The following is a 22,964-nucleotide window of genomic DNA, read 5'->3' on the forward strand; positions in this document are numbered from 1 at the left end:
GGGACTTTTCGGTTCGGCCTGAGCGTCCCCAGCCCCGATCATCTGGCCGCTTTCGTCGTCACGCGCCTCGAGGAGAGATCCTCGGGGCGCTTTCGTTTCTCCGCGTCCTGAGACTCGGCGACGTGGACTGCGAGCCGCGTCGAGCCCGTTAGGGTTCTGATAACCGCGACCGTCGCACGCTCGGCCGTATGACCAAGCGCTCGATGAAGAAGACCGGCCGGTTGATCCTGTGGCTCTTCGCTCTTGCTCTGGGCGGGTTCGTTGGCTCGCGGCTCGTCGATGCGAACCGGACAGGCCAGCCGATCGTCGCTGTATCAGACCAGAGCGAGCCGGAAGCGACTGGCTCGATCGACCAGAGATCAATGCGCTGGTGCGGGGCGGCACCCTGGTGCCATTAAGAGCCTATGGACGCAGCGCAAACCCTCGCCGCTACGACGGCTCACGAAAGCATACGACGCTACAAACCTTTGTCAGCTTTCTCCTTTGCAAGCCGAAGAGTTTTGAGACGCGCCGTCTTGTCCTCGGTGGCCTGCTGGGTCGCGTCGTAATCGGCTGGGGCCTCGCCCCCGGCGCGAGCCCGTTCCAGATGTTTGGCGGCTTTCGTTTCGCGACGATCCTGAGCGCCGCTGTCATCGCTCGACATGGTGCATTCCTCTTTGATCCCGACGGCCGGCTTTGCGCTATCAGCGCGCCTTTGGCTGGCCGCCCGTAGTCCAACCGTGTGCCTGGATCGCCTTGGTCAGCTTGCCCTGCATCTCGGGCATCACGGACTGCATCCACTGCTGCGTTCCAGCCAATTGCGCCTGGGCAAGCTGCGGCTGCACCGTGACCAGTCGCTTGCCGGCCGGTGTCGCGTAGAACGCCGCGATCGCCTGTAGATCGTCCTTGCCGAGGGCTGACGCGAAGCTGCGAGCCTGGATGTCGAGGAGTTCGTCGTAGTGCGCGGTCAGGGTCGGCATCACGACCTCCTGAACGAGGGCCTGTGCCTGGTCCTGCTGCTTGATCCCGATCTGCTGCATCATCCCAACCATGGGGGCCGCGATCGCGCTCAGGAGTGCGGTTCGATCGCCTTGCATCTGGGTGACCACTTCCCGAGCCGCTTTCAAGGTGGCCGGATCAGATACGGTGACTGGCGGCGTCGATGAAGGTGCAGGCTGAGCCATCGCTGCGAAAGGCAGAACGACACCAAGGCAGAGGCTGGCGAGAAGTCGAGGAGCGTACATGGCTGTTCCGATTACAGGCCTCGCGCAATCCGAAGCCGCGCGGCTGGTACGCGCTGCTAGCACGTTTCCATGTCAGATCTGCCCCGGCTGACAGCCATAGGGCGGAACTGAGCGAGGAAACCTATCCTTTATGCGCTCGCAGCCCCATGAGCGAAGAGACTCGGGCAGGCGCCGGTTCACCTCGATGCCCACTTCATCGTAGGGCGACGCACCGGCTGTCACGTAGCTGTACCAACGCCAGCCGATCGTCCCGAAGCCCGCGATGAGGATCCCGAAGGCCACCATCAGAGCCAGGGCCAATCGTGACTGAGGGCGCTGTACCTGGCCTGTCATGTCAGTCTCCTACAATTCTCTTTCACCATCCGTTGCCTCACGGACGCGAAGAGGCCGATGCGAGCCGAAGCTGCCCGGCAGCGGCGGCAGGTTGCCGGTGCGATCGACCGACACGCCGAAGGAAGCGCGGATCTCGGCCTGGGGCGTGACCAGGCTGTAGAGGTTGCACATGGCTCAGGTCCTCGACGGCAGCCCCGCGGGTTCAGGGCCACCCGTGGTGTCGAGCTTGGCCCGGCACGTGATGCCGTAGACGTTGGGGGTCCGGCCTCCAACCTCGCGCTGGAAGCGGCAGGTTTCACGAGTCTCGATCAGTCGGACCGGTAGTCGAATGGTACGGTCTCCCTAACGATCAGCCCCTACGCCGACCCTGTTCGGCCTCTGCGCGCCAAGCATCGCGCTCGCGCTCGGCCTGCGCCAGTTGGATACGCAGGGCCTCGTTCTCGGCGTGCTGTTCACCCGCGTCGACTGCCAGCTCGACGCATTGGTCCTGAACGTCCGCGAGTTGCTGGCGTAGCTCCGCATTCTCGATGACCACGGCAAGGAAATCGGCGTTGCGCTGGTCGCTCATTCCGTCCCCTACCCCATCCATGCTGGGGCGGCGGGTCTATCTTAGCGAGCCCAGCAGCACCACCTGGGGCAGCGCGGCTCCCAGCCGCGGATACCTGCTTTGCGATGCAGCAAGGCCTCGTACCGACCCACGGACTCTTTTAAGATCGCCTCGGCCTATGACACTTACTGCGACAGGTCAGGCCATCGCCCACGCAAGCACCAGAATGCCGCCCAGGAACATCCCGTAGGTGGCAACCACGGCGGCGACCTCGCGGTGCTGGCGTAAGACAGAGCGGGTGCGTGACATCGGACGGGACCAGGGGAGGCGTGCGGCCTCTTTCTGATCGACCAACTATGCCGATGTGAGGGCCCCGACTGCCCGAATGCGTGAGAAATATCCGCCGTAGCGGGGCGGCCACATAAGTAGTTGGACGCGCGTCTTTGGCTGGACCGTCAGGATTTCAGAGCCCGAGAGGTTGGCTGATTATCGGGCGCTGGGGTCGCTGATCGCTCCAGCCACTGCCGCGGTCAGGGCTGCCGTCATCATGCCGAGGAAGGTCACCGTGATCATCTCTTAGGCCCTTTCGAAGTGTGGCCTGGGCGCACCAGAGCCGCTGAATTCGAGATGCCTACCAATTCGTTTACGAGCCGTTAACCGTCACGCGAAGCATACCGCACAGCGACACCCTCAAGCGTCGCAAAAGACCCGCCGCAGCCAGGGGCTGGGCGGGTCTCAGAGGCATATCCGTAAGGCTAGACCCTTGCAGGCTCAGGAAGGCGTTGGCCGAGCCGACGATCGTGAAGACGACGCCACCTGCGAAGGCAGCGATCATCGCGTAGGAGAAGCCTTTCAGCAGCATCCGGGGGTCCCTCCGATCAGCAGCGGTTTCCGCCCGAGGTCTGGCCGTACTGCTGGGTGGGGAAGTTCTGCTGGTTGGCGTTGCCCTCGGCGGCCGAGCTCATCGGGCAACCGAGATAGGCCGGGGGACGGCGCATATCGTTGACCGAGCCCGTGGTCTCGACATCGTAGGGTGCGAACGACGTGTAGCGGGAGGGGCTGTCATAGGCCATGGCGGACGAGATCGGAGCAACGCCAAGGACAAGGGCGGTGGCGAGGGCGGCGATACGGGTCTTCATTAAGGCTTACGAGCTCCTTTGCAGCACGAACCAAGTCTCTGGCTCGTTTCTCTCTGTCTGAAACCAATATGGGGAGCCTATTTCATTCTTGACGTGCCAGGGGACACGCGGTGGGCTGGATTAAAGCCGGGCGCTGCAAAACCCGTCTCAGCTATTCTGGTACGGACCGCGGAAAAGATCGCCTAAAGCTCTGCGTCTGAACAAGGTATACCAGCGACGGCGTTGATGCTCAGGGCGATCGTGGTTCATATGGCAGCGCTGGCAGAAGGCGGCGAGGTTCTTGGGCCCGTTGTTGGCGGTATCATGGTCGCGGTGCCCGGTAGCCAGGACCACGCGTGTGGTACGCACACGACCCAGGACATCATCGGCCCCGATCGCCAGGCAGATGAAGCGCCCAGCTCCGTCCCGCCACGAACCCTCCTCTCCGTCCCACCAGCGGCCATCGCCAAGATGGAAGACGCGCTGTCCGTGCGGACGGGCGCAGACCTCGCAGCGTCCCTTCGCTCGTTCGAAGCGGATCACGACCGAGAGCTGCGGCCAGTCGATCGGATAGAAGAAGCGGTGCTCGCGCCGGATCGGCATCAGGAGGATGCCTGCCGGGTCGCCGCAGCGGCTACGTCTGCCTGGCTGCGGGTGCGTGCCTGGGGGAAGTAGCTGTAGAAGGTATCCCGGCTGACCCCGAGGCGCTGGGCGATCGCCGCGATCGAAATGGTGCCCGAGTGCAGCAGGGCGCGCCCCACCTCGATATCGGCTGGCGTAAGCTTCTTGGGCCGTCCCCCTTTTCGTCCTCGCGCCAGGGCGGCCTTCAGCCCCTCCATGGTGCGCTCCCGGTTGAGGTCGAGGAAGTACTCGGCCATGGCGCCGTGCATCTGCAGGGCAAAGCGCCCATGCGCCGTATCGCTGTCGAACTGCTCGGTGAGGGAGCGGAAATGGACCTCCTTCACGCGCAGGGAGTCGATCGTCCGCATCATTTCGACGAGGGAGCGGCCGAGGCGATCGAGCTTCCAGACGACGAGCACGTCGGTGGGCCGTAGGTAGGCGAGGGCCGCCTCGAACTCGGGACGCTTGGTCCCGGCCTTGCCGGACTTCTTCTCCTCGAACAGGCGCTCGCACCCAGCCTTGGTCAGCGCGTCACGCTGCAGGTCGAGGTTCTGGTCGAGGGTGGAGACGCGGGCATATCCGACGAGCATGTCGGGATAGTGGTTCAGGCGCGTTTAATCTGCAATAGAAATCCGGTCATATTTTCCTGACAGAAATAAGCCGGTTTGAGGATGCTCGAACTGCGGCCCCTCCCGATGACGGGAAAACGATCGGATTTCCGACTAGGCGCCTGATCCTATCGCATCCGCCAGTGCCGGCCCGATCGCCTCGTCGACGAGTGCCCCAAGCTGTTCGCATGTAATCACCCACCCCAGTAATCGTGAGGTTCAGGCGCCGACGGTTTTGAAAATTGTGCCAAAGGGCGTGGTGCCTGTGAGGCGTGCCGTATCGACGACAGTTCGGATGTCGGCCTCGCCCTCGGCGGCCTACATCGCGCGATAGCCGTTGGTGACCTTTCGCTGGATCATGGATGGGCGCAGCAGCCGCTCTGGACCGTTGTTGGTCAGTTCGACTACGCCGGGATGGGGGAGGAAGGCGAGGAGCTGATGGCGAGCTCGGCCGATCTTCGCTTGCAGGTCGCGGGTCAGGTTGCAGCCGCTTCGTGTAGCGAGGATTGCGCCGAGTAGCCGATCCAAGGTCCGGTGTTTGGCAGCAAGCGTCGAGGTGGCCAGATCGGTGACGCGCTCGGCTATGGCGAAGACGGATTGCAACCAGAGCTGCAGACGCCAGGACACGGGATCATCGCTGGTCTGGACGGCGTAGGCGACGTCGCGGGCGAGATGGGCGAGGCAGATCTGATGTACGGCGGCGTGCCCCTGCTGAATGCGCAAGGGGCTTCGTCATACCGACAGGATAACACATCGAACGGCAATCCCGCCCTGCCGTCTGCTACAGGCTCAACTGGACATGTGCCGCATTGGGTGGCGCGCAACTGATCTGATGGCTCCGTTTCGCGCCTGTAAAGAGACTGCGGCCTATTACCCTAGACTAGCTCAGAGAATGCATGGTCTGACCAAGTCGCAAGGCTCGCCTGGCCAAGGGGCGTAGGAAGCAGTACGCCGCGCAGCGGCTTCTTGCCTCTCGGCCCTGGTGTAGTCTTTCTCAGACGGCTCGGTTTTTGTGGGCCACCAAGGGCATCGCGCTCAAACAAGAGACATTCGCCCCTCTCATCCGAGATCCAGCCTCTATCCGCCCAACCGATGAAGCGGCCGTCATAGGCATAAACCTTATCATCGTGGATGAAGGCTGCGGGCTTACCGTTCCAAAGGTAGAGGGACTGCCCATCATGGCAAAAAGCCGCCTCTTGCCCTTCTCGGTCAAAGAACTCGATCATGGTCGGTGCGATCCCTTAGTTGTTGCGTCAGTTGTGGAGCTTATTGCCGAGATTTCGATCCTAATCCCAGTCGCGGCAATCAAGTGTAAAGGCACCATTCGTGACGCCTGCGATGGCGGACATGGCTTCATCGAGAGATAGGTGACGCCGTTTCACACTTCTACGGAGACCGAATGCATCAGGCTGAATTTCGAAGTCGTTGCCGTTTTGGGGCTTGGTGATGTTGCCAAGGCTCCGCCCGAGGCGGTCTTTCAAGGTCCACGCTCTACCGGTAGATCCTTCGGAGTGAGAATGATATCCATAGTGAGCAGACCTTAAATGCAGGATAAGTAATTTCATATCACGGATCCTGCTTTCGGCCCGACAATCGTTCGAGGGGCATGATGCCCTGACTGATCCATGACGCGGGGGAGATCCGCGCCCCGCTCGGCCGCTGTTGTGATGTAGCCGGCTCGCAGGCTGTGCGCCCCGAACGTTGAGGCATTCAGCCCGGCAGCAGCGGCATAGCGCTTGATGATGTCGGCCACAGCCTAGGTCGCGAGGCGCGGCGTCCCGGCCCGTACCCTGCCCGCGCGAGACACCGGCCGAAAGATCGGTTCTTCGGTGATACCGGCGGCATCGAGCCGTTCACGGACCAGGGCCACCGGCTGGATGAAGCGCTCGTACGGGAAAGCTTTCTGTAGGCCCCTGCTTTCTTGAGCTGTCTTTGAACGGCGTACAAGAGCCCACAAGCGGGCCCTTGAGCAAAGGACAGGTAGCAAGCCTCCGCGACCAACGTTGGAACCCCTTCAGGCCGAGCTTGGTAGGTATCTCACGCCGACTGCCTCAATCGAGGCTGTTCGCAAGGAGAGACCCTTTGTTCCAGAAACTCACACTCAGCGCTGGCTTGGTAGCCGCCGGCTTGTTCCTCGCGGGAGCTCCGGCTTCAGCAGCACCGCTCGGCCCTCACGCAATGCCGGACGCGGCCTCGACCGTCGAGAACGTCCAGTATGGCTATGGCTACGGGGGTGGATACGGTCGGCGTGGGTACGGCGGCGGATATGGTCATCGCGGCTATGGCGGTCCGCGCTTCGGGCCTCGGTTTGGTGGACGTCACTTTGGCTACGGCCGAGGACGTGGGCACGGCTATGGCCATGATCGTGGTTATGGACGGCGCGGCTTCTACTAGGAGCATTCGGCGTCCTGCGGAAACGTAGGGCGCCTCTTACTTGTAAGGAAACCGATTGTTTTTCCAGACAATCGAAGGCGCTCGGTGAGTTGATGCGCAGGATCGATACCTCGTTGGAGGCCGCTGGTACACGAGCGTGCCGGCGGCCTTGTTGCTCAGACGACTAGGGCGTCTCTGCAAAGTCATGCAAGCCAGAGCATGGTCATGCCGAGTGTGACCATGGCGAGGTAGTTGGCTGCCCGCTTTTCATAGCGCGTGACGATCCGGCGATACTGCTTGAGCCGGCCGATCAACCGCTCGACTTTGTTACGCTCACGATACGCAGCCTCGTCGAAGTCGGGCTGACGCGGCTGATCCTTGCGGGTCGGGATGACCGGCTCGATCCGGCGCCTCCTGAGGCGGCGACGGGCGGGTGGACTGGAGTAGCCTCGGTCTCCGGCTGTCCTGCGTGGCCGCAGACGCGGGCGGCCTCGCCCTCGGCGTGGCACCGCCCCCTTGTCCATCAGCGCGTCCAAGGCGAACTACTCGTGGCGCTCGCCGGCCGTCAGCACCGCGGCGATCGGTTTGCCGCCGCCTTCGGCGCGCAGATGCAGCTTGGTCGAGAACCCGCCCTGGCTGCGCCCGAGTGCTTCACCAACCCCTTCGACCGTCCCCTCACCCCCCGATGGCGCCGGACCGGCGTGCACCAGCGGCGTGCTGGTGGGCGCGCACCACCGTGGCGTCCACGAAGTGCAGGTCCCAGTCGAGGTCGCCCCGGGCATCCGCCTGCGCCTGCAAGCGCTGCAGCACCCGGTCGAACACGCCGGCCTGCCGCCAGCGGTAGAACCGGCTCGACACGGTCCCGACAGAATCATAGCGGGCCGGCAGATCCGCCCACGGCGCACCCGTGCGCAAGATCCAGAGCATGCCGTTCAGGACTTGGCGGTGATCCTCGGCAGGCCGGCCCGTGCGCGGCTTCTGCGGAGGGAGCAGCGGGGCGATCTGCTCCCACTGCGCATCGGTCAGTTCGTAGCGTCGCATCCCGCCCACATGGGGGCGGTCACCCCACCTGTGAACCCTTTGCAGAGACACCCTAGGATGATCGGCGTCACGCCTCGATGATTAGCGAGAGTGCGTCAGAGCCAAATTTGCACGCCGAAACACATGCAGCGGCACAGCGCATTCTTAACAGCGTTGTAAGGCAGGCATCGTTTATGGACCCATCGGCATCGGGTACGAGGGAGGACGAGGATGGATCGACAGGGCGCGAAGGGTCTCGATCAGTTCAAGGACCGGCGGCAGTTCAAGCGCACGGACATAGCCCAGCAGGGCGTCGCGGTATTCGCGGACGGCACGCGGGTCCCCTGCATCATCCACGACATGTCCGATCCTGATGCCGAGAAGGGCTTTGGGATGCGAGTCGAGCTGATCAACGTCACGAACGGCAAGGTGCCCCACAGCTTCCAAGTTCACTTACCGTCCGGGCGGGTGATCCAGTATTCGCCCGGCTGGGCTGAAGCCCTTTAGGCCGCAGCCCGACTTTAGAGCGCGAAATCAGAGGCATGGAGGACAGCCTTGGTGAGCATGTCGATTGCGAAATCTATCTTCCCATCGCCATCCACATCCGCCTGGACCTGACCGCCGGTGCTGTTTGCCGCAAACCGCAGTTCACCAGCGTGCTTGGTAAAAATGCCTGCTCCGATCCAGCTGAATGCTTCGTGCGCAGGTGTAAGTGCATTGGCATCGATCAGATGCAAATCGATGACGTCCTCGCCGTGAGTAAAGTCGCCGATGTACGCCCATCTTCCGGCAGACCTCGTCCACCGTCGCGCCATTCTCCGCCTGCCGCAGAGCGAAGGCGATCTGTTCGTTTGTGAAGCGTTTGCGAGGCATCGCATCCACCCTCCTTCAGGGTTCAGGATGCCCGAAAAACTTGCGCTCGGCGCGGACCAGTTTGCTGGGTCAGGGTCACCGTTCCACACCATCATACCAAAGGGCGGACCACTTCAATGGGGGCTGATCAGACAGTGCAGTAGATTTGTCGGTGCCAAGCTCATGAATTGTCACCCAGGAATGCTACAAAACTTGTTCGCTTAAGCGTGAAGTAGGCCGTGATCCTGGAAACGGAAGTCCTCCGCAGTGAGGGAGGCGATTTGCACGTTCTTGAGCAGGATCGTGTCGGTGGCGCTCAGAGTCAGAAGGGTATCCGCACCGACTGACGTCAGATGATGCTGGACATCGGCGAAGCTGCTGACCTGTGCATTGTCCAGTAGTAGGGTGTCATGCCCAGCCAGCGACCCTGCATGGAACCCCACAATGGTGTCCTTGCCGAAGCCTGAAGCAAAGACGAATGTATCATTGCCAAAGCTTTTGAATGTATCAGTCACATCAGCCGTCGAGATCAGCACCTGTTCGGCCTGGTAGGCTATCTGCATGTGCGACCCGTCAGCGATGGTCTGATTGGCGAACTCAAGCTTGCCACTCATGTCGTAGCTGCGGTGCTCGGCCACGTRGGTCCCACCGGCGAGATTGGACAGGAACACGTCCTTGCTCTTGTCGGCATGCACCTGTGTTTCGGTTGAGAGCACCGCCTGGCCGKCGACGTTGACGTAGGCAAAAGTGCTCGATGACCCRTCCGTGYTCTGCACCACGTGTGACTTCAGCGTGCCACCAAGATCGAACTGGTCTGTGATCCGAGTGCCGTCGGTGGTGATCGTGGAGTGGTAGTCGAACGTGCCATCCGCGTGAGTACGCGTGACYTCTACGAGCACGTTGGCCGTGTTGTAGCTGCGGTGCTCGGCCACGTRGGTCCCACCGGCGAGATTGGACAGGAACACGTCCTTGCTCTTGTCGGCATGCACCTGTGTTTCGGTTGAGAGCACCGCCTGGCCGGCGACGTTGACGTAGGCAAAAGTGCTCGATGACCCGTCCACCGCCGTGACTTGAGCGGAAGCGATCGCGCCCGCCGCATCATAGCGGGCAACGATCTTGAAGCCGTCCGTACTAGTCGCGCTCCAGGTTGTGCCGGGCGTCCCCTGGCTTAGGATCGGTTCAGCACCGTCGAGCACCAGCACAGGTAGTACATTTGTGCGATCGACTAGAATAAAGTCGCTCGTGTTTAGCGCGATTGAGCCGGTCAGCTCCAGCTTGAAGTCGGTCTTCAGGTCACCGTCGGCATCGATCTCAATGGTTGTGACGCCCGACGCGTAGCTGTAGCGCATCTGCCAGGCATGGCCGGTGAAGCTCTCCGTGCCGAGCCACTGCCAGTCGGCAAGGAGCTTAGGAGCACCTGCTACGGTCGCCAGGTCGATCCGGTCCTGCCCCTGCGTGAAGTCGCCGATCCGGTCGATGCCATCATCTGTCACGGACGTGTAGACGAAGATATCCTTGCCCGCGCCCCCGGTGATGAAATCGCGGCCGCCGCCGCCGCCGATGACATCGTTGCCGGCCCCGCCGACGATGTAGTTGGAGCCGGTGCCACCGAGGATGTAGTCGTCCTTGGCGGTGCCGTTGATGGCGGCACTGGCCGAGGCGGCGGTAATTTTGTTCAGGGTCGACAGGTCGGGCAAGGCGCCTACCGCTTCCAGACCTGGAGCATCCGGGCGCCCGCTGGCGTGCATGTTGTCGGCGTAGACCATATCCTTAGGCCGCGAGGTCTGTTCGAGGTCGCCGTACTTGCCATAGTCGATGACGTTCCCGACGACCTGCACCCCGGTGACCGTGCCGACCTGATCGGCCGTGTGGGTCTGGGTGGAACCATCCGCCACCAGAACGGTCATGCTGCCGCCCAAGAGGATGTTGTTCTTCACCAAGACGTCCGAGACACTGCCCATCTCGCCGGTAATGCGCACCGCCTCATTGGTCTCAGTCGGCGCATCGGCACTTGAGCGCCAGTCGATGACGTTATCGGAGATGACGACCGGCCCGATGGTCTTTCCAATCCAAATGGCATCGGCGTGCGCACCGGTCGCGTAAGCTCCCCCAGCGAAATAGTTTCCGCTGATGGTACCGCTCTGGATCGAGACGGCGTCAGTAGGCGCATCCAGAAAGGCGTTGCCGGTGAGGACCGTGTTCTCACCTCGCGAGGTGATGAAATCAACGTAGCTGACTTTGTCGAGCTTCAGGCCGTCGAAGGTCGAGTGATTGATCGTAAGGTTCTTCGTGCCTGGGTAAGCGTTTACAGCGTAGCTGCCGACAGAGGCGTCAAAAGTCGAGTTCTTAATCGTGACGTCGTCGGCCTGAACGTTGATGGATACACCGCGGAAATCGTAACCGTCCAAGGTCACACCAGATTTTGTGATAACGATTATGTTCAGTGACTTATTATAGTAAATGCCATCCGCAGCAGTCAGCATTTTATAGCTTTTCAGCTGCAAAACACTGAGTTGGGTTCCGACAGTGGTACCTAAGCTGATAATACCTGTCAGATCATTTTTACTAATAATCGCAGCGATCTCATCGGTCATATACATAAAAATCTCGCCAGACGCGCACAAAGTATTTGAGTATATTGATCCTTGAGTTAGGCTAGAGCTAAAATTCTAACTTTGCTTTAGATTATTAAGTTAACATAACATGATATTATCTTAGTTATTTATACGTTTCTTATCGCAAAAACCAACACCAGAAACCTGCTGTCAAAACCTTGACCTAGAGCTATTACTGCTCAGGCTGGGTCATAAACATTGTAGCCTGCAGCGACGGGATAGTTGCGGCGCTAGGCCTGTTGCAAACCGCGGAGTAGGCCGCACAGAAGGCCGGATCCAACTCGTTTTCAGAGTTTGTTAACCGCCTGTAGTCTGAAGCAGATCCCGAGCAGCCGGTTCTGCTCGCACACGGTCCATGCGCAGGCAAACTCGAAGCCTTTGCGCAGCCAGAGCATGGCCTCGAAGCCCTGAAGGGTGCGGATCATGTGTGCAGAGACTGCTTTGTCAGCCTCGGTCGACGTAAGGGTGTGCCCTCGCCCTTAGGTGAGCCACTATCAGACCGCTGCATAATGTCAGCAAAACGATCGTTTTACTGACACTTTCAGCTGCTTTCGGCAGAGTCTGAGAAGGGTGGAGAGCGGACCTTGACCCTCTTCATGAAGTGGACGTTCCCCCTGCAACCCGATGGTGCCTTAGAAGCAGCCCAACGCCATGCCATTAAGTGGTCGTGCCCGACTTCGGAGAATGGAGCGCAGCAGCCCAAAAACCGATGATAAGCGCGCTGCGTTCAAGCTTTGGCAACGCTCCACATCCCATCGTGGGATCGTTCGTCTACCGGTGTCGCCAGAATGTCCTGACGGATAAGGGGGCCCTACAAAGCCTGGAACGTTACGCGATGCTGGCCCTCGTTCTCGACGACGCCGAGATGAACAACCTGCTCGTGGTCGCTGCCCTGCGACCCATCGTTGGCTGCCGGCCGCACGACTTCACCGTACCGGCCGAGGCGCTCGCCTTCGCCCGGGCGCATGCCTCCGAGATTGGCGTCGTGATCACCGACTACGACATGCCCGGCATGAATGGGGTGGAGTTCATTCGAGCGGTCAGGTGCATTCCAGAACTCGCCAACGTACCGACCGTCATGGTCACCAGTCTCGATCAGCGCAAGCTGCGACGCGAGTCCCTGGAGGCCGGCGCGACTGACTTCCTGACCAAGCCCGCCGACCCGATCGAGGTTTGTGCCCGCGTTTCGAACCTGCTCGCTCTTTCGAAGGCGCATCGGGCTCTTCAAGATCACGCCGCCGAACTAACGCGAGAGGTCGCCGCTGCGGTCGCTCTGGTCGAAGATCGTGAGCGAGAGATCATCTCTACGTTAATGCGAGCCGCCGAGAGCCGGGACACGGACACCGGCGATCATATCGCACGGGTCTCGGCCTCCGCGGGTCGGATCGCCAGGGCCCTCGGCCTTGCGCCCGACGAATGCCGTTTGATGAGCTTGGCGGCGACCATGCACGACGTCGGCAAGATCGCCGTGCCGGACGCGATCCTACTCAAGCCAGGCCTGCTCACACCCGAGGAACGTCGGGAGATGGAACTGCACGCCGAACGGGGCCAGCGCATCCTTGGCAGCAGCGCCTCTGCCGTCATGCGGCTGGCCGCGGAGATCGCCGCCACCCATCACGAGCGCTGGGACGGCACCGGCTACCCCTATGGCCTACGGGGTGAGGCGATCCCCCTCGGGGGCCGCATCGTCGCCGTCGCCGACGTGTTCGATGCCCTCACCTCCAAGCGTCCCTACAAGCAGGCCTGGTCGCACAGCGACGCCTTTGCCCACCTTCGCGAACAGGCGGGCAGCCATTTCGACCCGCGCTGCGTCGACGCCTTCCTGAAGGCCCACGGCCAGCCACTCCTGGCGGCTCGTTCGGCGGCGGATGAGAACCAGGACCGCGACGTAGTCAGGCTCGCATCCTGATCCGTTGTGCCGCGTCCTGACCTGATGCGCGAAGATCGCATCGATCGTCTTCAGTCCTTGGAAACGTGCGCAAGACATGACGGCGGCATGACAATCAGCAGTCTCCGACACCTCCTTCTGCGACTGTGGCGCGACGAGCGCGGCGGTATCCTGGTTCTCGTCGCCCTGCTGTTTCCGATCCTGACCGGCCTGAGCGCCGTGGCGATCGACTACGCCTCCCTGGTCAAGCGGCGGGCCGAACTCCAGCGCGCGGCCGACAGCGGCAGCATCGCCGGCGTCAACCAGTTCAAGCTCGCCAATGCCGACGACGCGGCCGCGATCCGCACCGCCAAGGCCCTGGCCCTGGCCCAGGCGCGCAACGGCAACGCGGCGCCTCCGGCCGTGACGGCCGAGGTGCTGAATAACCACTCCGGCGTCCGCCTCACGCTCACCGAGCAGGTCGCCCTGTCCTTCGGCAAGCTCCTCAACACCCCGAGCCTGGAGGTGAGTGTCTCCTCGACGGCGAAGCTCGCCGGCACCACGCGGCTGTGCCTGCTCGCCCTCGACCGCCAAGCGATGGGCGCCTTCCACCTGGAGAGCGCGGCCCGCATCACCGCCACCGATTGCTCGCTCTACTCGAACTCCGCCAGCCCCGGGGGCATCCAGGCCGAGAACGCGGCGGTGGCCACCGCCCTCTCCACCTGCTCGGCCGGCGGCTATTCCGGGGCGGGCGCCAACTTCACGCCGCCGCCGGCCACCGGGTGCCCCGCCCTGCGCGATCCGCTGATCGACCGGCAGGGTCCGACGCCGGGCTCCTGCGTCAGCCTCGGGTCCTTCGTCGATCCGAAGAAGCTTGTCGATGGCATCGACGATCTACTCTATGGGGCCAACGTGGNCCGACGCCGGGCTCCTGCGTCAGCCTCGGGTCCTTCGTCGATCCGAAGAAGCTTGTCGATGGCATCGACGATCTACTCTATGGGGCCAACGTGGTGAGCGGGACCGTCACCCTGCAGCCCGGCACCTATTGCGGCGGCCTGCACATCACCAAGAAGGGCCAGGTGACGCTGAAACCAGGTGTCTACATCATGAAGGACGGGCCTCTGGTCGTGGATAAGGGCGGCTCGCTCACCGGCGTCAACACCGGCTTCTACTTCACCGGCGTGCGCGGCGGCCTGCTCTTCGACGACAAGAGCGTCGTCAGCCTGACTGCTCCGAAAGACGGTCCCATGTCCGGCCTGCTGTTCTTCGAGGACCGCGCTGCGCCTTCAGGGCTCCTGTCTCTCCTTCCCCTGGGCGGAAAAGGTAAGCCAAAACCGGCCCCTGGCGGCTTTATCGCGCAACGCGAATACCGGATCATCAGCGACGACGCCCGCACCTTGCTAGGGACGATCTATCTGCCGGTCGGGCGCCTGATCATCGACTCTAAGAAGCCGGTCGCGGACCAATCCGCCTACACGGTGATCATTGCCCGGATGATCAATCTCTATGACGGCCCGAACCTGATGCTGAACGCCCGCTACAGCAGCACCGACGTGCCCGTGCCGGCCGGCGTCGACCCAAGCTCGGCTGACACGCAGCTCACGCAGTAGGCCTATTGCGGCTGCTACCAGCAGCAGCCAGCGTTCGACGATCTGTTCAGAGAGCGTAGCTGACAGCATACGACCCTACTCGGCGCTTCGCTGCCAGTTGAAGGCGCGAGGTCTGCGTATAGGGATGCCGAGCCCCACACAATCTGCCGTGCCCTGCCGCTCAATGCAGAGTTTCTGCGCAGGCCAACTGCGTCCTATGGGAAGCCAGATTGCCGCGTAGTTGCTCAGCCAGCGAGCTGGTTATCTGGCAAACTCTCAAAGGTGCAGATAGTCCCCTTCCGGGTTCGTTTCGCCTCGTAGAGGGCAGCATCGGCGCACCGCAGGAGGTGCTCTCGCTCATGCGAGGCGTCCCCTGACCAAGCAAGGCCGATCGTTCCCGCGACGCTCGCAATCCGGCCCGATCCATCAGCCACGATGTGAAGGCTGTGCAACAGGCGACGCAGCAAAGGCTCTGACGCTCGACGTCCAACGCACGCCGGCAGTAGGAGGGCGAACTCGTCACCTCCGAGCCGCGCGGGAAAACAGCCGTCGAGATAAGGAGCGCGCATTCGCTCGGCCACCTGTCGCAGTACCGCGTCCCCCGCGGCATGGCCGAGCACATCATTGACGCCCTTGAAGCCGTCGAGATCGATCAGGAGTACCGCCACATCACTATTCACATCGCGCGCCTCGCGCAGGCGCTCGTCGAGAACGCGGTGAAACTCGGCACGGTTTGGCAGTTGGGTCAGGTCGTCGGTACGGGCTTGATGGCGTAGCCGCTGTTCCAAGCTGTGCCGTTCGGTAATGTCTTGGATCAGGCCGATGAGGGCGACGGGCTTTCCCTTGCTCAACTCGATCTCGCAGGAGCATCGCACGCGCCGCGCGTTACCTTTGGCAGTCACGAAGTCGGCGTCCATTTCAAATGGCTCGCCCGTTTCCAGGGTGCGCATGACGGCAGCGAGGAAGCCGGTACGATCGGGTTCGGGGAAATAGTTCACGAGTTCGCCGTTCGGCACGCCGCCGCTCACGGGCAACTCGTGGATTGCGAACACGCCGTCCGACCAGGCGGTGGATCTCTTCTTGATGTCGTATCGGTACGAGCCCATGTCCGCCATGCGCTCGACCCGTTTGAACTGGCGGCGCTCACTTTCCAGCCGTTCGACGGCCAAGCGACGCTCTTCAGAGGTCTCAGCTACACGAAGAGCGATGGATCGCGCCTCGATTAGCGCCTCGGCGACACAGGCCAAATCCGTAAGAACGTCCAGGTCTCCCGACGTCGGCTCACGCGGATTGTTGTCGAGGACGCAGAGCGTTCCGATCGCAACCCGCTCGCCGTCGGATTGCCGAACGCAGAGTGGGACGCCGGCATAGTAGCGGATGTTCGGAGCGTCTGTGACGAACGGACTTCCGGCGAAGCGGGGGTCGAGCCTAGCATCCGCGACGATGAGTGGGGCCTCGGTCTCCACCACAACGGGGCAGAATGCGTGCGTTCGCGCGGTCTCCGGTGCCAGTGGGCCGCAGCGTGCTTTGAACCACTGCCGCTCGGGAGCAACCAGGGTGATCGAGGACATGCGGGCACCAAGCATGCGTTGTGCGACCTTGGCCAGCGCGTCGAACTCGTGCTCGGGTGGCGTGTCGAGGAGGGCGATCTCCGCCAACGCTTTTTGGCGGAGCGCCTCGCGCTGGCTGTCCGACATGTACCTGCATCCTCCCCAAGCGGCACGCTGGAGCCGGCATGCGGCACGGAAGATACGAGCTGCGGCCTTAATCTCCCGTGACGATGCCCGACACCCTATCGTTTCCAGACGCGCTAGGAGCTGCGCTCTACTCCTCGCACGTGAGGCGAGCGTCCGCTTGTGGCTTTGCCATGCTGAAACCCAACCACCACAAACCCACCCGCCCCGGATGTACCTGATCCTCCACCAAGCTTGCGTGAAGCGGAATTTCTAAGAGGCTGTGAAGGGTCGATAGCAACCTGAACGATGTGTTGGGTATCCGATCGTTTTCACGCCACCCTCGTCGGGCCTGGTCCGAGCGCCCTTAAGCTGCACTATTTCTGTCGGGAAAACGTGGCTAGAATTCTATTGCGGGTTAAACGTACCTGAAACACTATCCCGACATGCTTGGCGGATGTGTTCGTGTATCCACCTCGACCAGAACCTCGATCTGCAGCGGGACGCGCTGTCTGTTGATCTGAGCGTTCTCACCGCAAGGCGCCCCTAGCGATAAGCTCTGTCGCCCTCCCCTAGACGCGTCCGTTGACGATGCGTTAACTAGTGGGAGGTCACTCGTACACGAGTGGTAAAGTCCACCGCTCCACGGGTCCTCTTCTCAGCAGCGTGGACCCACGGTGAGCGAGAGAGTGGGATGGCGACATGAAGACGATCGCGGTCATCGGCCTCAAAGGAGGCTCTTCGAAGAGTACTGTCGCACTGCATCTGGCTGTCTGCGCGGAGGCAGCCGGTCTCACGGTCGCTGTGATCGATAGCGACCCCCAGGCATCTGCCCACAAATGGTTCGAGCGACGCGAAGCGGAAACGCCATCAATCATCCGTGAGATCGACGGGGAGGCATTCGCCAAGCTTCAAGGCATCGCTCACAAGAACAACACGGACCTCTTGATTATTGATACGGCTGGAAAGGCTGAATCTACCGCCCTCGCCGCTTGCGAAATTGCGGACATGGTTCTGGTGCCAGTCCGGCCGACGCAGTTCGATCTTGAGACACTGAGCACGGTTAAGCGGACCGTTCGCATTGCCGAAAAGACGGCTGTTACGTGGGTGATGCTGTCCCAGGTTCCGACTGGCAGCAACGCTGGCAGGATGATCGATGAAGGCGAAGCTGCGATCCAGGCTTACGGGCTTAATCTGGCACCGGTCCGGATCGCGACACGTGCGAGTTACGCCTATGCGATGTCGGCCGGACAGACCGCTACTGAGTTCGAACCACGAGGCAAGGCTGCGTTAGAAGCAGGTGCGGTTTACCAGTGGGTGAGTGGTCAAGTGGGCTGTGCAGCAAAGCCCACTCGTGAATTAGTCAACGCGTAAGGGAGTGGACCCGTGAGCAAGCCTGTGAAACAAGCCCGCGCTTTCGCGATGCCCGCTGGAGACCTAGAAGACGTGGTCTCGCCCGTTGCGGTTGGCAAATCAGCTGACGCCGTGTCGGAAGCTGCTGCGGCAACTCCAGCGGTCACCGGACGGCCGATGTACCGCGAGGGCAAGAAGAACCTCTCGGTATGGCTCGACGAGAAAGCGTTCCGCCAATTTAAGTCGCTGGTCGCTGAAGAGGGCGACACGCTTCAGGACTACGTCATCAAAATGCTGAATCGCGAGTTTGCGTCCAAGGGGCGCCCGCAGATCGCAAAGTAGGTTCGTGCACGAGAAGACAGGTACAATCGTCTTCTCGTGGACTGGGTCACGCGTGGTACAACCCACGAAGCCACGCGTGATCTAGTGGACTTTCACACGAAGTAGATCGTGGAAAAATCTTCTAATCCACGAGTGGACTCGTGTGTGCGTGGGCTAGTACCCTCGTGGGTTCAAGCGTGCTGTTCGCCCTATGAAGTTTTGTCAGTCTCTTAATGCACTTTCTTATTGGCCTGCTCTGTCGCGGGCCGAAGAGTCTTGAGGCGCGCGGTCTTCTTCTCGGTAGCTGGAAGGATCGCGTCGTAGTCATCTCGTGCCTCCCCCCAGCGCGGGCTTTCTCCAGGTATTTTGGGACCTTCATTTCTGGACGATCATGCGTGCCGCTGTCATCGCCCGGCATTGGAGCTCGGCTTTCTGCCGATGATGAATCGGGAGGGTGCGACCGTTGACTTAGCCATGCCCGCCACGCGACATGGCATGTCTGGCTGCGCTCGCCCTTCGGGACGAGTCGTGAGCCAACCACCATCAGGGATGAGCGCCGCGAGAAAGACCTAAGCCCAAAACGCCAACGGCCCCACCCCGGCAAGGGTGAGGCCGTCGAAAATCGAATGGGTCCTGGGGACCGCGTCACTGCCCCCCAGACATCATAACACCGCTCAGGTGTCAATCGGGATCGCTTCCCGAGACGATGGTGCTTTGCCTTTTGAAGGGGACAGCTCTTGCTGCTCCCCCTGCTTTGCCGCGGCCCGAGCAGGGACCGGGACCGATGTTTCACACCGCCATGCAGGCCGCGATCGAGGGTGCGCGAACGCTCGCGCAGATGGACGAGCTGTCTCGCCAGCTTTGGCAGGGGCACGCCTCGGGCGCTTTGGTCGACCAGGAGGCCCAGATCCTGGCCGAACGCCTCCACGGGCGCCGCAGCGCGATCCGAGAGGGCATCCGGCCGGTCGGCCTCCCCGCAGGCCGGGCGAGCCTGTTCCCACCGCGCAGGAGCCTCAGGAGCCCCGATCGGGCAGCATCCTTGGAGAGGCGGCGCCTCTTGGCCTGCTCGGGTCCCTTGCCGCCCCAGCTCGCCGCACGCTTCACGGAGGGGCAGCGGGCCGTCCTGCGTATCGTTGGCGACGAGGTCTCGGCCAAGGGCGTCTGCGGCCTCTGCATCGACGCCATTGCCGCTCGAGCGGGTGTGTGCCGGCGCCTGGCGCAGGGGGCTCTGCGTCTCGCGGCCGGCGATGGCCTGCTAACGATCGAGGAGCGGCGCCACCAGGGCCGCAAGAACTCGCCCAACCTGGTGCGCATCATCAGCCGCGAGTGGCAGGCCTGGATCCGCCGGGGAGGGGCCCAGAAGCGAAGCGGGCTCGCGTTAGCTGCTGAGGGCTCCTCCCAGCCGACGGCCCTAGGGTGCAAAGCGTTTCGCCCCACGGATAAGGGGATAACTCTGGGGACGAATTTAACACCAGAACCCTCCAAGAAGCTGCCGGAACGGCAGAGCCTTGCCCATCGGTAGCGCGATCTCCGATCTTCTTCAGACAGGCAGACCCGACGCAGCCATGCGTGGGGCGCGGGCGGCTGATCGCTTTGCCGAACGATGCGAACAGCCGAGCCTGCTCATACATCCAGGATCTCACCCGCTGATGCGCCAGCCCCGGTCCGGACCGTCGCCAAGCTGCGTCAGCACCAAGAGCACACGATGACAGGCCTGCGTGGGCCAGTTCCCTGCGCACCGCCCGTGACGCCTCGGTCGAGTGATCGTGTGAGGGTCGGCAACGCGGAGAACAGGAACCGCGTCGCCGGCCCACGGTCGCCGAAGGGCTGCCGCCCCGATGAGAGCGGGGGATAAGATCGTTCGGTCTTCGAGCGTGTTCCTCCCGCTGCATCTCGGGCCCGGCTCGACGGCTACGATCAGGCCGTCCTCAGGATCGTGTGCATGCCTGTCCGGATGCGTCGTCGCCGGGCTCTTCGTCCTGGCTGATGCCTCCGCTCGCACCCAGCTGCAGCAGGCCGTGATCGCCTCCCGTGCGCCCCAGGTTGACCAGAAGCCCACCGCTGCGCTTTCCCGCGTGAAGGTAGCACCCCTGGACAGGCAACGCCTGACCGCCACCATCGCCATGATCAGCCACCCCGACACTGAGTGAACCTGGGTTCGCGTCCTTCCCGACGCTTGCAGCGGGGATCAACCCGAGCGCGGATGAGGTTGGCGGGTTTTGGAGGGCATATTCGATGTCCGAGCACCCCAAACCGCACGCCGATCCGATCGACCAAGGCGCGCAGGCTCGTGCCCATGGGCGCAAGCGCGAGTGCTGTCCCTACCCCGCCGGCTCCGAGGAGCGTGAGGCTTGGCTGGAAGGCTTCACCGGGATCCCGCGCGATCGCCCCCGGGATCTGCCGTTGAGCTGAGCCCGGACTGGCACATTCCTCTCCGGTCTGCTGACTCAAGACCTCAGGGTGAGAGACAAGGGCGCGCACCACCTGGGTGCCTGATGCTTGCACCCCTCGAAGGGCCTGTAGACATTCCTGATCCCTAAACTCTGCCTCGTGCCTTCCCAGCGACAGGGTGGGGATAGATGTTCAGTCATATCACTTTCCCCCTTTCGCTGAGCCCGCTCCTCGGGCAAGTTCCTAGGTCAAGCCTGTCCTCGCAAGCCGCGAAAGCCGCACATTCTGCGAGGGTTGCGAGGGTTGTGCGAGGGTTTTGGACAAACCCTCGCGAGCATTTTCATAAACAAAATGAGATACTTAACCCACCCTTGCGAGGGTTGCGAGGGTTTCTCGCGCGCGCCCGCGTAAGGCACGTTTTCACGGCGCACTTCGTTCAGGGCTTTTTCTTACATACACACGACAAAAACCCTCGCAACCCTCGCAAGGTGTAGGTAAATATCTAATACTAAAAAGAAAAATGGCTGCGAGGGTTTGTCCGAAACCCTCGCAAAACCCTCGCAACCCTCGCAACTGGTTGAAACGCGGGCTCAACATGGCTCTCAGTGAGGAGATCGATGTCGAGCATCTCATACAGCGCGCCTCCCTTGAGCTAGAGAGTGTGTCCACCGTGCGGGCAGCGGTATGCAGGCATCTCGGGCGCAGGGCCTGACAATTGCTAGCCCTGGTGAGGCCCTCAGCCTGGCGCCATCAGGCTTGGCCACACCCGTGCTTGGTACATGGCAAGTCGGGCGCGTGTCTGGGGGGACCCATGTAGGGGAGGGGACGGGTCCTTCCGGGGCTTACCCCTGCTGCGGGTGGAGAGCACCCAACTTCTTTCAAGCGAGGCCGTCTCAATCCTAACTGAACACACCGAACATGCGTGACAAACAGCCGAACACACCTAACCCGTCCAACCTTCGGCCAACGAAAAGCCTGCACTCGAGCCCCCGTGCTTACCTAGCCATGGCGATGTGCACGGAGTTGGAGCTTAGATTGCGGTTCTCGTGTGCTGCCCAGTCTGGCTGTTCTGCGCTCCATCCAAGCGGGCGGCTGATCGTGGTGCGGACCTCCGCTTACAGACCTGTCTAGCAGCATGGCTTCTAAAATCTTCTAGGAAGCCCGTAGAGGCCTAAGCCGGGCTCTTAACAGCTCGGGGAGGCTTTGTCGGCTCCTGGCCTTCCTGGAGCTTCTGTGGCTTTTCTAGGAGGATAGCAGCCCTGAGCCGCATCCTTGCTGCCCGTGAGCCCTCTCGAGCCTCCATGAGTGCGTGCGCTGCATCCATAGCTTCTTCGGCAGGGCTTATCGTTCGGAGAGGGCAAGGTTGCCTGACATGCTCGACGTGCTCCCGCCGGCCGCTGAGCGTTGCACCTCAGCGAAGCAGGCAGCACTAGCGCAGCACACAGGGCACGCTGCTCTAGCAGGTTGCGGGTCCTTCCGGCGCTGGAGCGAGCTGCGGGCACCAAGCACCCGAGTTCTTTCCAGTCAGGCTGCTTCTAAACTGGGGTGACAGTAGTGACGGACAGTGAAGCTGCAGGTGACAGGTCAGAGCAATGGTAAGCGCTCGGTGACGGCTGCCTTGTGGGGATAGGGCTTGGATCTGGATACAGGTGATGGCGCTGTATCGGCCCTGTGTCTGGACCTATGACGAACACGCCTCACATCGTCGTCGCAGGAACGCGACGGACCTGGTCGCCCGAGCAGAAGCGCGCGATCCTCGCCGAGGCGGAGGATCCGGCGACTACGGCCTCCGCAGTGGCACGCCGGCACGGGCTTCATTCGAGCCTGCTGTTCCGCTGGCGACGTGCTCTCCGGGCAGAAGCATCGGCGCCGACGATGGCGTCCCGCCCGAGCTTCGTTCCGCTTGCGCTGCCGGCTCCGCAACCTTCCGTCTGGGACGAGCCGTCCCGCCCTGGCGCCATCGAGATCGAGCTGGCTGGGGGGCATCGGCTGCGGGCCGAGGCGGGTGCGGACGTGGCGCTCCTGCAGGGCGTGATCGTGGCGTTGCTGGGACGATGATCCCGGTCCCCTCCGGTTCGCGGGTCTGGCTGGCGACCGGTCACACCGACATGCGCAAAGGCTTCGACGGATTGGCCAGCCTGGTTCAGGATCACCTCGCGCGGGACCCGTTCTCGGGACAGGCCTTCGTCTTCCGCGGGCGGCAGGGGCACCTGATCAAGGTGCTGTGGTGGGACGGCCAGGGTCTGTGCCTCTTTGCCAAGCGCCTGGAGAAGGGCCGCTTCGTCTGGCCGGCGACGGCGGGGGCGGCCGCCGCGCTGACGCCGGCGCAGCTCGCCATGCTGCTGGAGGGCATCGACTGGCGTGTCCGTCGTCAGATGATTTGGGACATTCAGCGGTGTTCAGGAGCGGAGGCTCTGGTCCATCTGGGGTGAGAGGTTAGGCGGCCTGCGCGTGGTGGCG

The 22,964-nt window shown here is 62.3% G+C and carries 22 protein-coding genes and 4 pseudogenes; 9 read left to right on the plus strand and 17 right to left on the minus strand.

The features are described 5' to 3' along the window. Window positions 1-457 precede the first annotated feature (457 nt). From ASG63_RS25455 to ASG63_RS24560, 12 genes and pseudogenes are all read right to left on the minus strand, one after another. Entirely contained in the window at window positions 458-643 is a 186-nt protein-coding gene (locus ASG63_RS25455) for a hypothetical protein (protein ID WP_156394239.1), read from the minus strand. 40 nt (window positions 644-683) lie between these two features. Then, window positions 684-1,076: a DUF2059 domain-containing protein gene (locus ASG63_RS18010; protein ID WP_244479964.1), complete on the minus strand. Its 393-nt coding sequence runs from the start codon at window positions 1,074-1,076 to the stop codon at window positions 684-686. Window positions 1,077-1,295: 219 nt separating this feature from the next. Then, entirely contained in the window at window positions 1,296-1,556 is a 261-nt protein-coding gene (locus tag ASG63_RS18015; protein WP_082559377.1) for a hypothetical protein, read from the minus strand. Window positions 1,557-1,565: 9 nt separating this feature from the next. Continuing rightward, a complete protein-coding gene (locus ASG63_RS27100) occupies window positions 1,566-1,727 on the minus strand; it encodes a hypothetical protein (protein ID WP_443189812.1) in 162 nt (53 codons plus the stop codon). A 178-nt stretch (window positions 1,728-1,905) separates the two neighbouring features. Further along, window positions 1,906-2,124: a hypothetical protein gene (locus ASG63_RS18020; RefSeq protein WP_056219632.1), complete on the minus strand. Its 219-nt coding sequence runs from the start codon at window positions 2,122-2,124 to the stop codon at window positions 1,906-1,908. A gap of 622 nt (window positions 2,125-2,746) precedes the next feature. After that, a complete protein-coding gene (locus ASG63_RS18025) occupies window positions 2,747-2,965 on the minus strand; it encodes a hypothetical protein (RefSeq protein ID WP_056219634.1) in 219 nt (72 codons plus the stop codon). 16 nt (window positions 2,966-2,981) lie between these two features. Next, entirely contained in the window at window positions 2,982-3,242 is a 261-nt protein-coding gene (locus ASG63_RS18030; RefSeq protein ID WP_056219636.1) for a hypothetical protein, read from the minus strand. Between the two features lie 147 nt (window positions 3,243-3,389). Then, window positions 3,390-3,824: a hypothetical protein gene (locus ASG63_RS24540; protein ID WP_082559378.1), complete on the minus strand. Its 435-nt coding sequence runs from the start codon at window positions 3,822-3,824 to the stop codon at window positions 3,390-3,392. Continuing rightward, complete coding sequence (locus ASG63_RS18035; RefSeq protein ID WP_056219640.1) at window positions 3,824-4,432, minus strand: recombinase family protein; 609 nt, start codon at window positions 4,430-4,432, stop codon at window positions 3,824-3,826. The genes ASG63_RS24540 and ASG63_RS18035 overlap by 1 nt, the downstream gene beginning before the upstream one ends. 237 nt (window positions 4,433-4,669) lie before the next feature. Beyond that, window positions 4,670-5,164 (minus strand): annotated as a pseudogene (locus ASG63_RS18040) (IS66 family transposase); the annotation flags it as partial. Window positions 5,165-5,325: 161 nt separating this feature from the next. After that, entirely contained in the window at window positions 5,326-5,676 is a 351-nt protein-coding gene (locus tag ASG63_RS27105; RefSeq protein WP_082559379.1) for a 4-fold beta flower protein, read from the minus strand. Window positions 5,677-7,026: 1,350 nt separating this feature from the next. Next, a pseudogene (locus ASG63_RS24560) lies at window positions 7,027-7,864 on the minus strand (IS5 family transposase). 210 nt (window positions 7,865-8,074) lie between these two features. Between ASG63_RS24560 and ASG63_RS18060 the strand changes: the two are divergent. Next, window positions 8,075-8,350, plus strand: coding sequence for a hypothetical protein (locus ASG63_RS18060; protein ID WP_056219649.1), 276 nt, complete (start codon window positions 8,075-8,077; stop codon window positions 8,348-8,350). 14 nt (window positions 8,351-8,364) lie between these two features. On the opposite strand, the gene ASG63_RS25835 is transcribed toward ASG63_RS18060, so the two are convergent. The 4 genes and pseudogenes from ASG63_RS25835 to ASG63_RS25475 form a co-directional block, all read right to left on the minus strand. Further along, complete coding sequence (locus ASG63_RS25835; RefSeq protein ID WP_162248651.1) at window positions 8,365-8,580, minus strand: hypothetical protein; 216 nt, start codon at window positions 8,578-8,580, stop codon at window positions 8,365-8,367. A gap of 16 nt (window positions 8,581-8,596) precedes the next feature. Beyond that, window positions 8,597-8,716: pseudogene (locus tag ASG63_RS24565) on the minus strand (transposase); the annotation flags it as partial. Between the two features lie 200 nt (window positions 8,717-8,916). After that, complete coding sequence (locus tag ASG63_RS18070; RefSeq protein WP_162248652.1) at window positions 8,917-11,289, minus strand: M10 family metallopeptidase C-terminal domain-containing protein; 2,373 nt, start codon at window positions 11,287-11,289, stop codon at window positions 8,917-8,919. 308 nt (window positions 11,290-11,597) lie between these two features. Next, window positions 11,598-11,729, minus strand: a pseudogene (locus tag ASG63_RS25475) (IS6 family transposase); the annotation flags it as partial. A gap of 416 nt (window positions 11,730-12,145) precedes the next feature. On the opposite strand from ASG63_RS25475, the gene ASG63_RS18075 reads away from it, so the two are divergent. Together ASG63_RS18075 and ASG63_RS26180 are read left to right on the plus strand one after the other, a co-directional pair. Then, complete coding sequence (locus ASG63_RS18075) at window positions 12,146-13,219, plus strand: HD domain-containing phosphohydrolase (protein WP_056219657.1); 1,074 nt, start codon at window positions 12,146-12,148, stop codon at window positions 13,217-13,219. Between the two features lie 87 nt (window positions 13,220-13,306). Then, the coding region (locus ASG63_RS26180) for a pilus assembly protein TadG-related protein (protein ID WP_244479966.1) at window positions 13,307-14,093 on the plus strand (787 nt) is incomplete at its 3' end. A 918-nt stretch (window positions 14,094-15,011) separates the two neighbouring features. On the opposite strand, the gene ASG63_RS18090 is transcribed toward ASG63_RS26180, so the two are convergent. Then, window positions 15,012-16,463 carry a diguanylate cyclase domain-containing protein gene (locus ASG63_RS18090; protein ID WP_056219670.1) on the minus strand — a complete coding sequence of 484 codons (1,452 nt, stop codon included), beginning with the start codon at window positions 16,461-16,463 and terminating at the stop codon, window positions 15,012-15,014. A 678-nt stretch (window positions 16,464-17,141) separates the two neighbouring features. On the opposite strand from ASG63_RS18090, the gene ASG63_RS18095 reads away from it, so the two are divergent. From ASG63_RS18095 to tnpB, 6 genes are all read left to right on the plus strand, one after another. Further along, window positions 17,142-17,813, plus strand: a complete 672-nt coding sequence (locus ASG63_RS18095; protein ID WP_056219673.1) for a ParA family protein — start codon at window positions 17,142-17,144, stop codon at window positions 17,811-17,813. 12 nt (window positions 17,814-17,825) lie between these two features. Next, complete coding sequence (locus tag ASG63_RS25490; protein WP_156394242.1) at window positions 17,826-18,134, plus strand: hypothetical protein; 309 nt, start codon at window positions 17,826-17,828, stop codon at window positions 18,132-18,134. A gap of 763 nt (window positions 18,135-18,897) precedes the next feature. After that, window positions 18,898-19,635, plus strand: a complete 738-nt coding sequence (locus ASG63_RS18100; RefSeq protein ID WP_056219674.1) for a hypothetical protein — start codon at window positions 18,898-18,900, stop codon at window positions 19,633-19,635. A gap of 713 nt (window positions 19,636-20,348) precedes the next feature. Then, window positions 20,349-20,525 (plus strand): ribosome modulation factor, encoded by a 177-nt coding sequence (locus tag ASG63_RS26030; RefSeq protein ID WP_200957561.1) that lies wholly within the window; start codon window positions 20,349-20,351, stop codon window positions 20,523-20,525. A 1,662-nt stretch (window positions 20,526-22,187) separates the two neighbouring features. Beyond that, the gene (gene tnpA, locus ASG63_RS18110) at window positions 22,188-22,562 is read left to right on the plus strand and encodes an IS66-like element accessory protein TnpA (RefSeq protein WP_056219680.1); all 375 of its coding nucleotides are present in this window, start codon (window positions 22,188-22,190) and stop codon (window positions 22,560-22,562) included. Continuing rightward, window positions 22,559-22,936 carry an IS66 family insertion sequence element accessory protein TnpB gene (gene tnpB, locus ASG63_RS18115; RefSeq protein WP_082559382.1) on the plus strand — a complete coding sequence of 126 codons (378 nt, stop codon included), beginning with the start codon at window positions 22,559-22,561 and terminating at the stop codon, window positions 22,934-22,936. The genes tnpA and tnpB overlap by 4 nt, the downstream gene beginning before the upstream one ends. The last annotated feature ends 28 nt before the right edge of the window (window positions 22,937-22,964 follow it).

The sequence above is a fragment of the Methylobacterium sp. Leaf94 genome (assembly GCF_001426045.1).
In the GTDB taxonomy this organism is placed as follows: domain Bacteria; phylum Pseudomonadota; class Alphaproteobacteria; order Rhizobiales; family Beijerinckiaceae; genus Methylobacterium.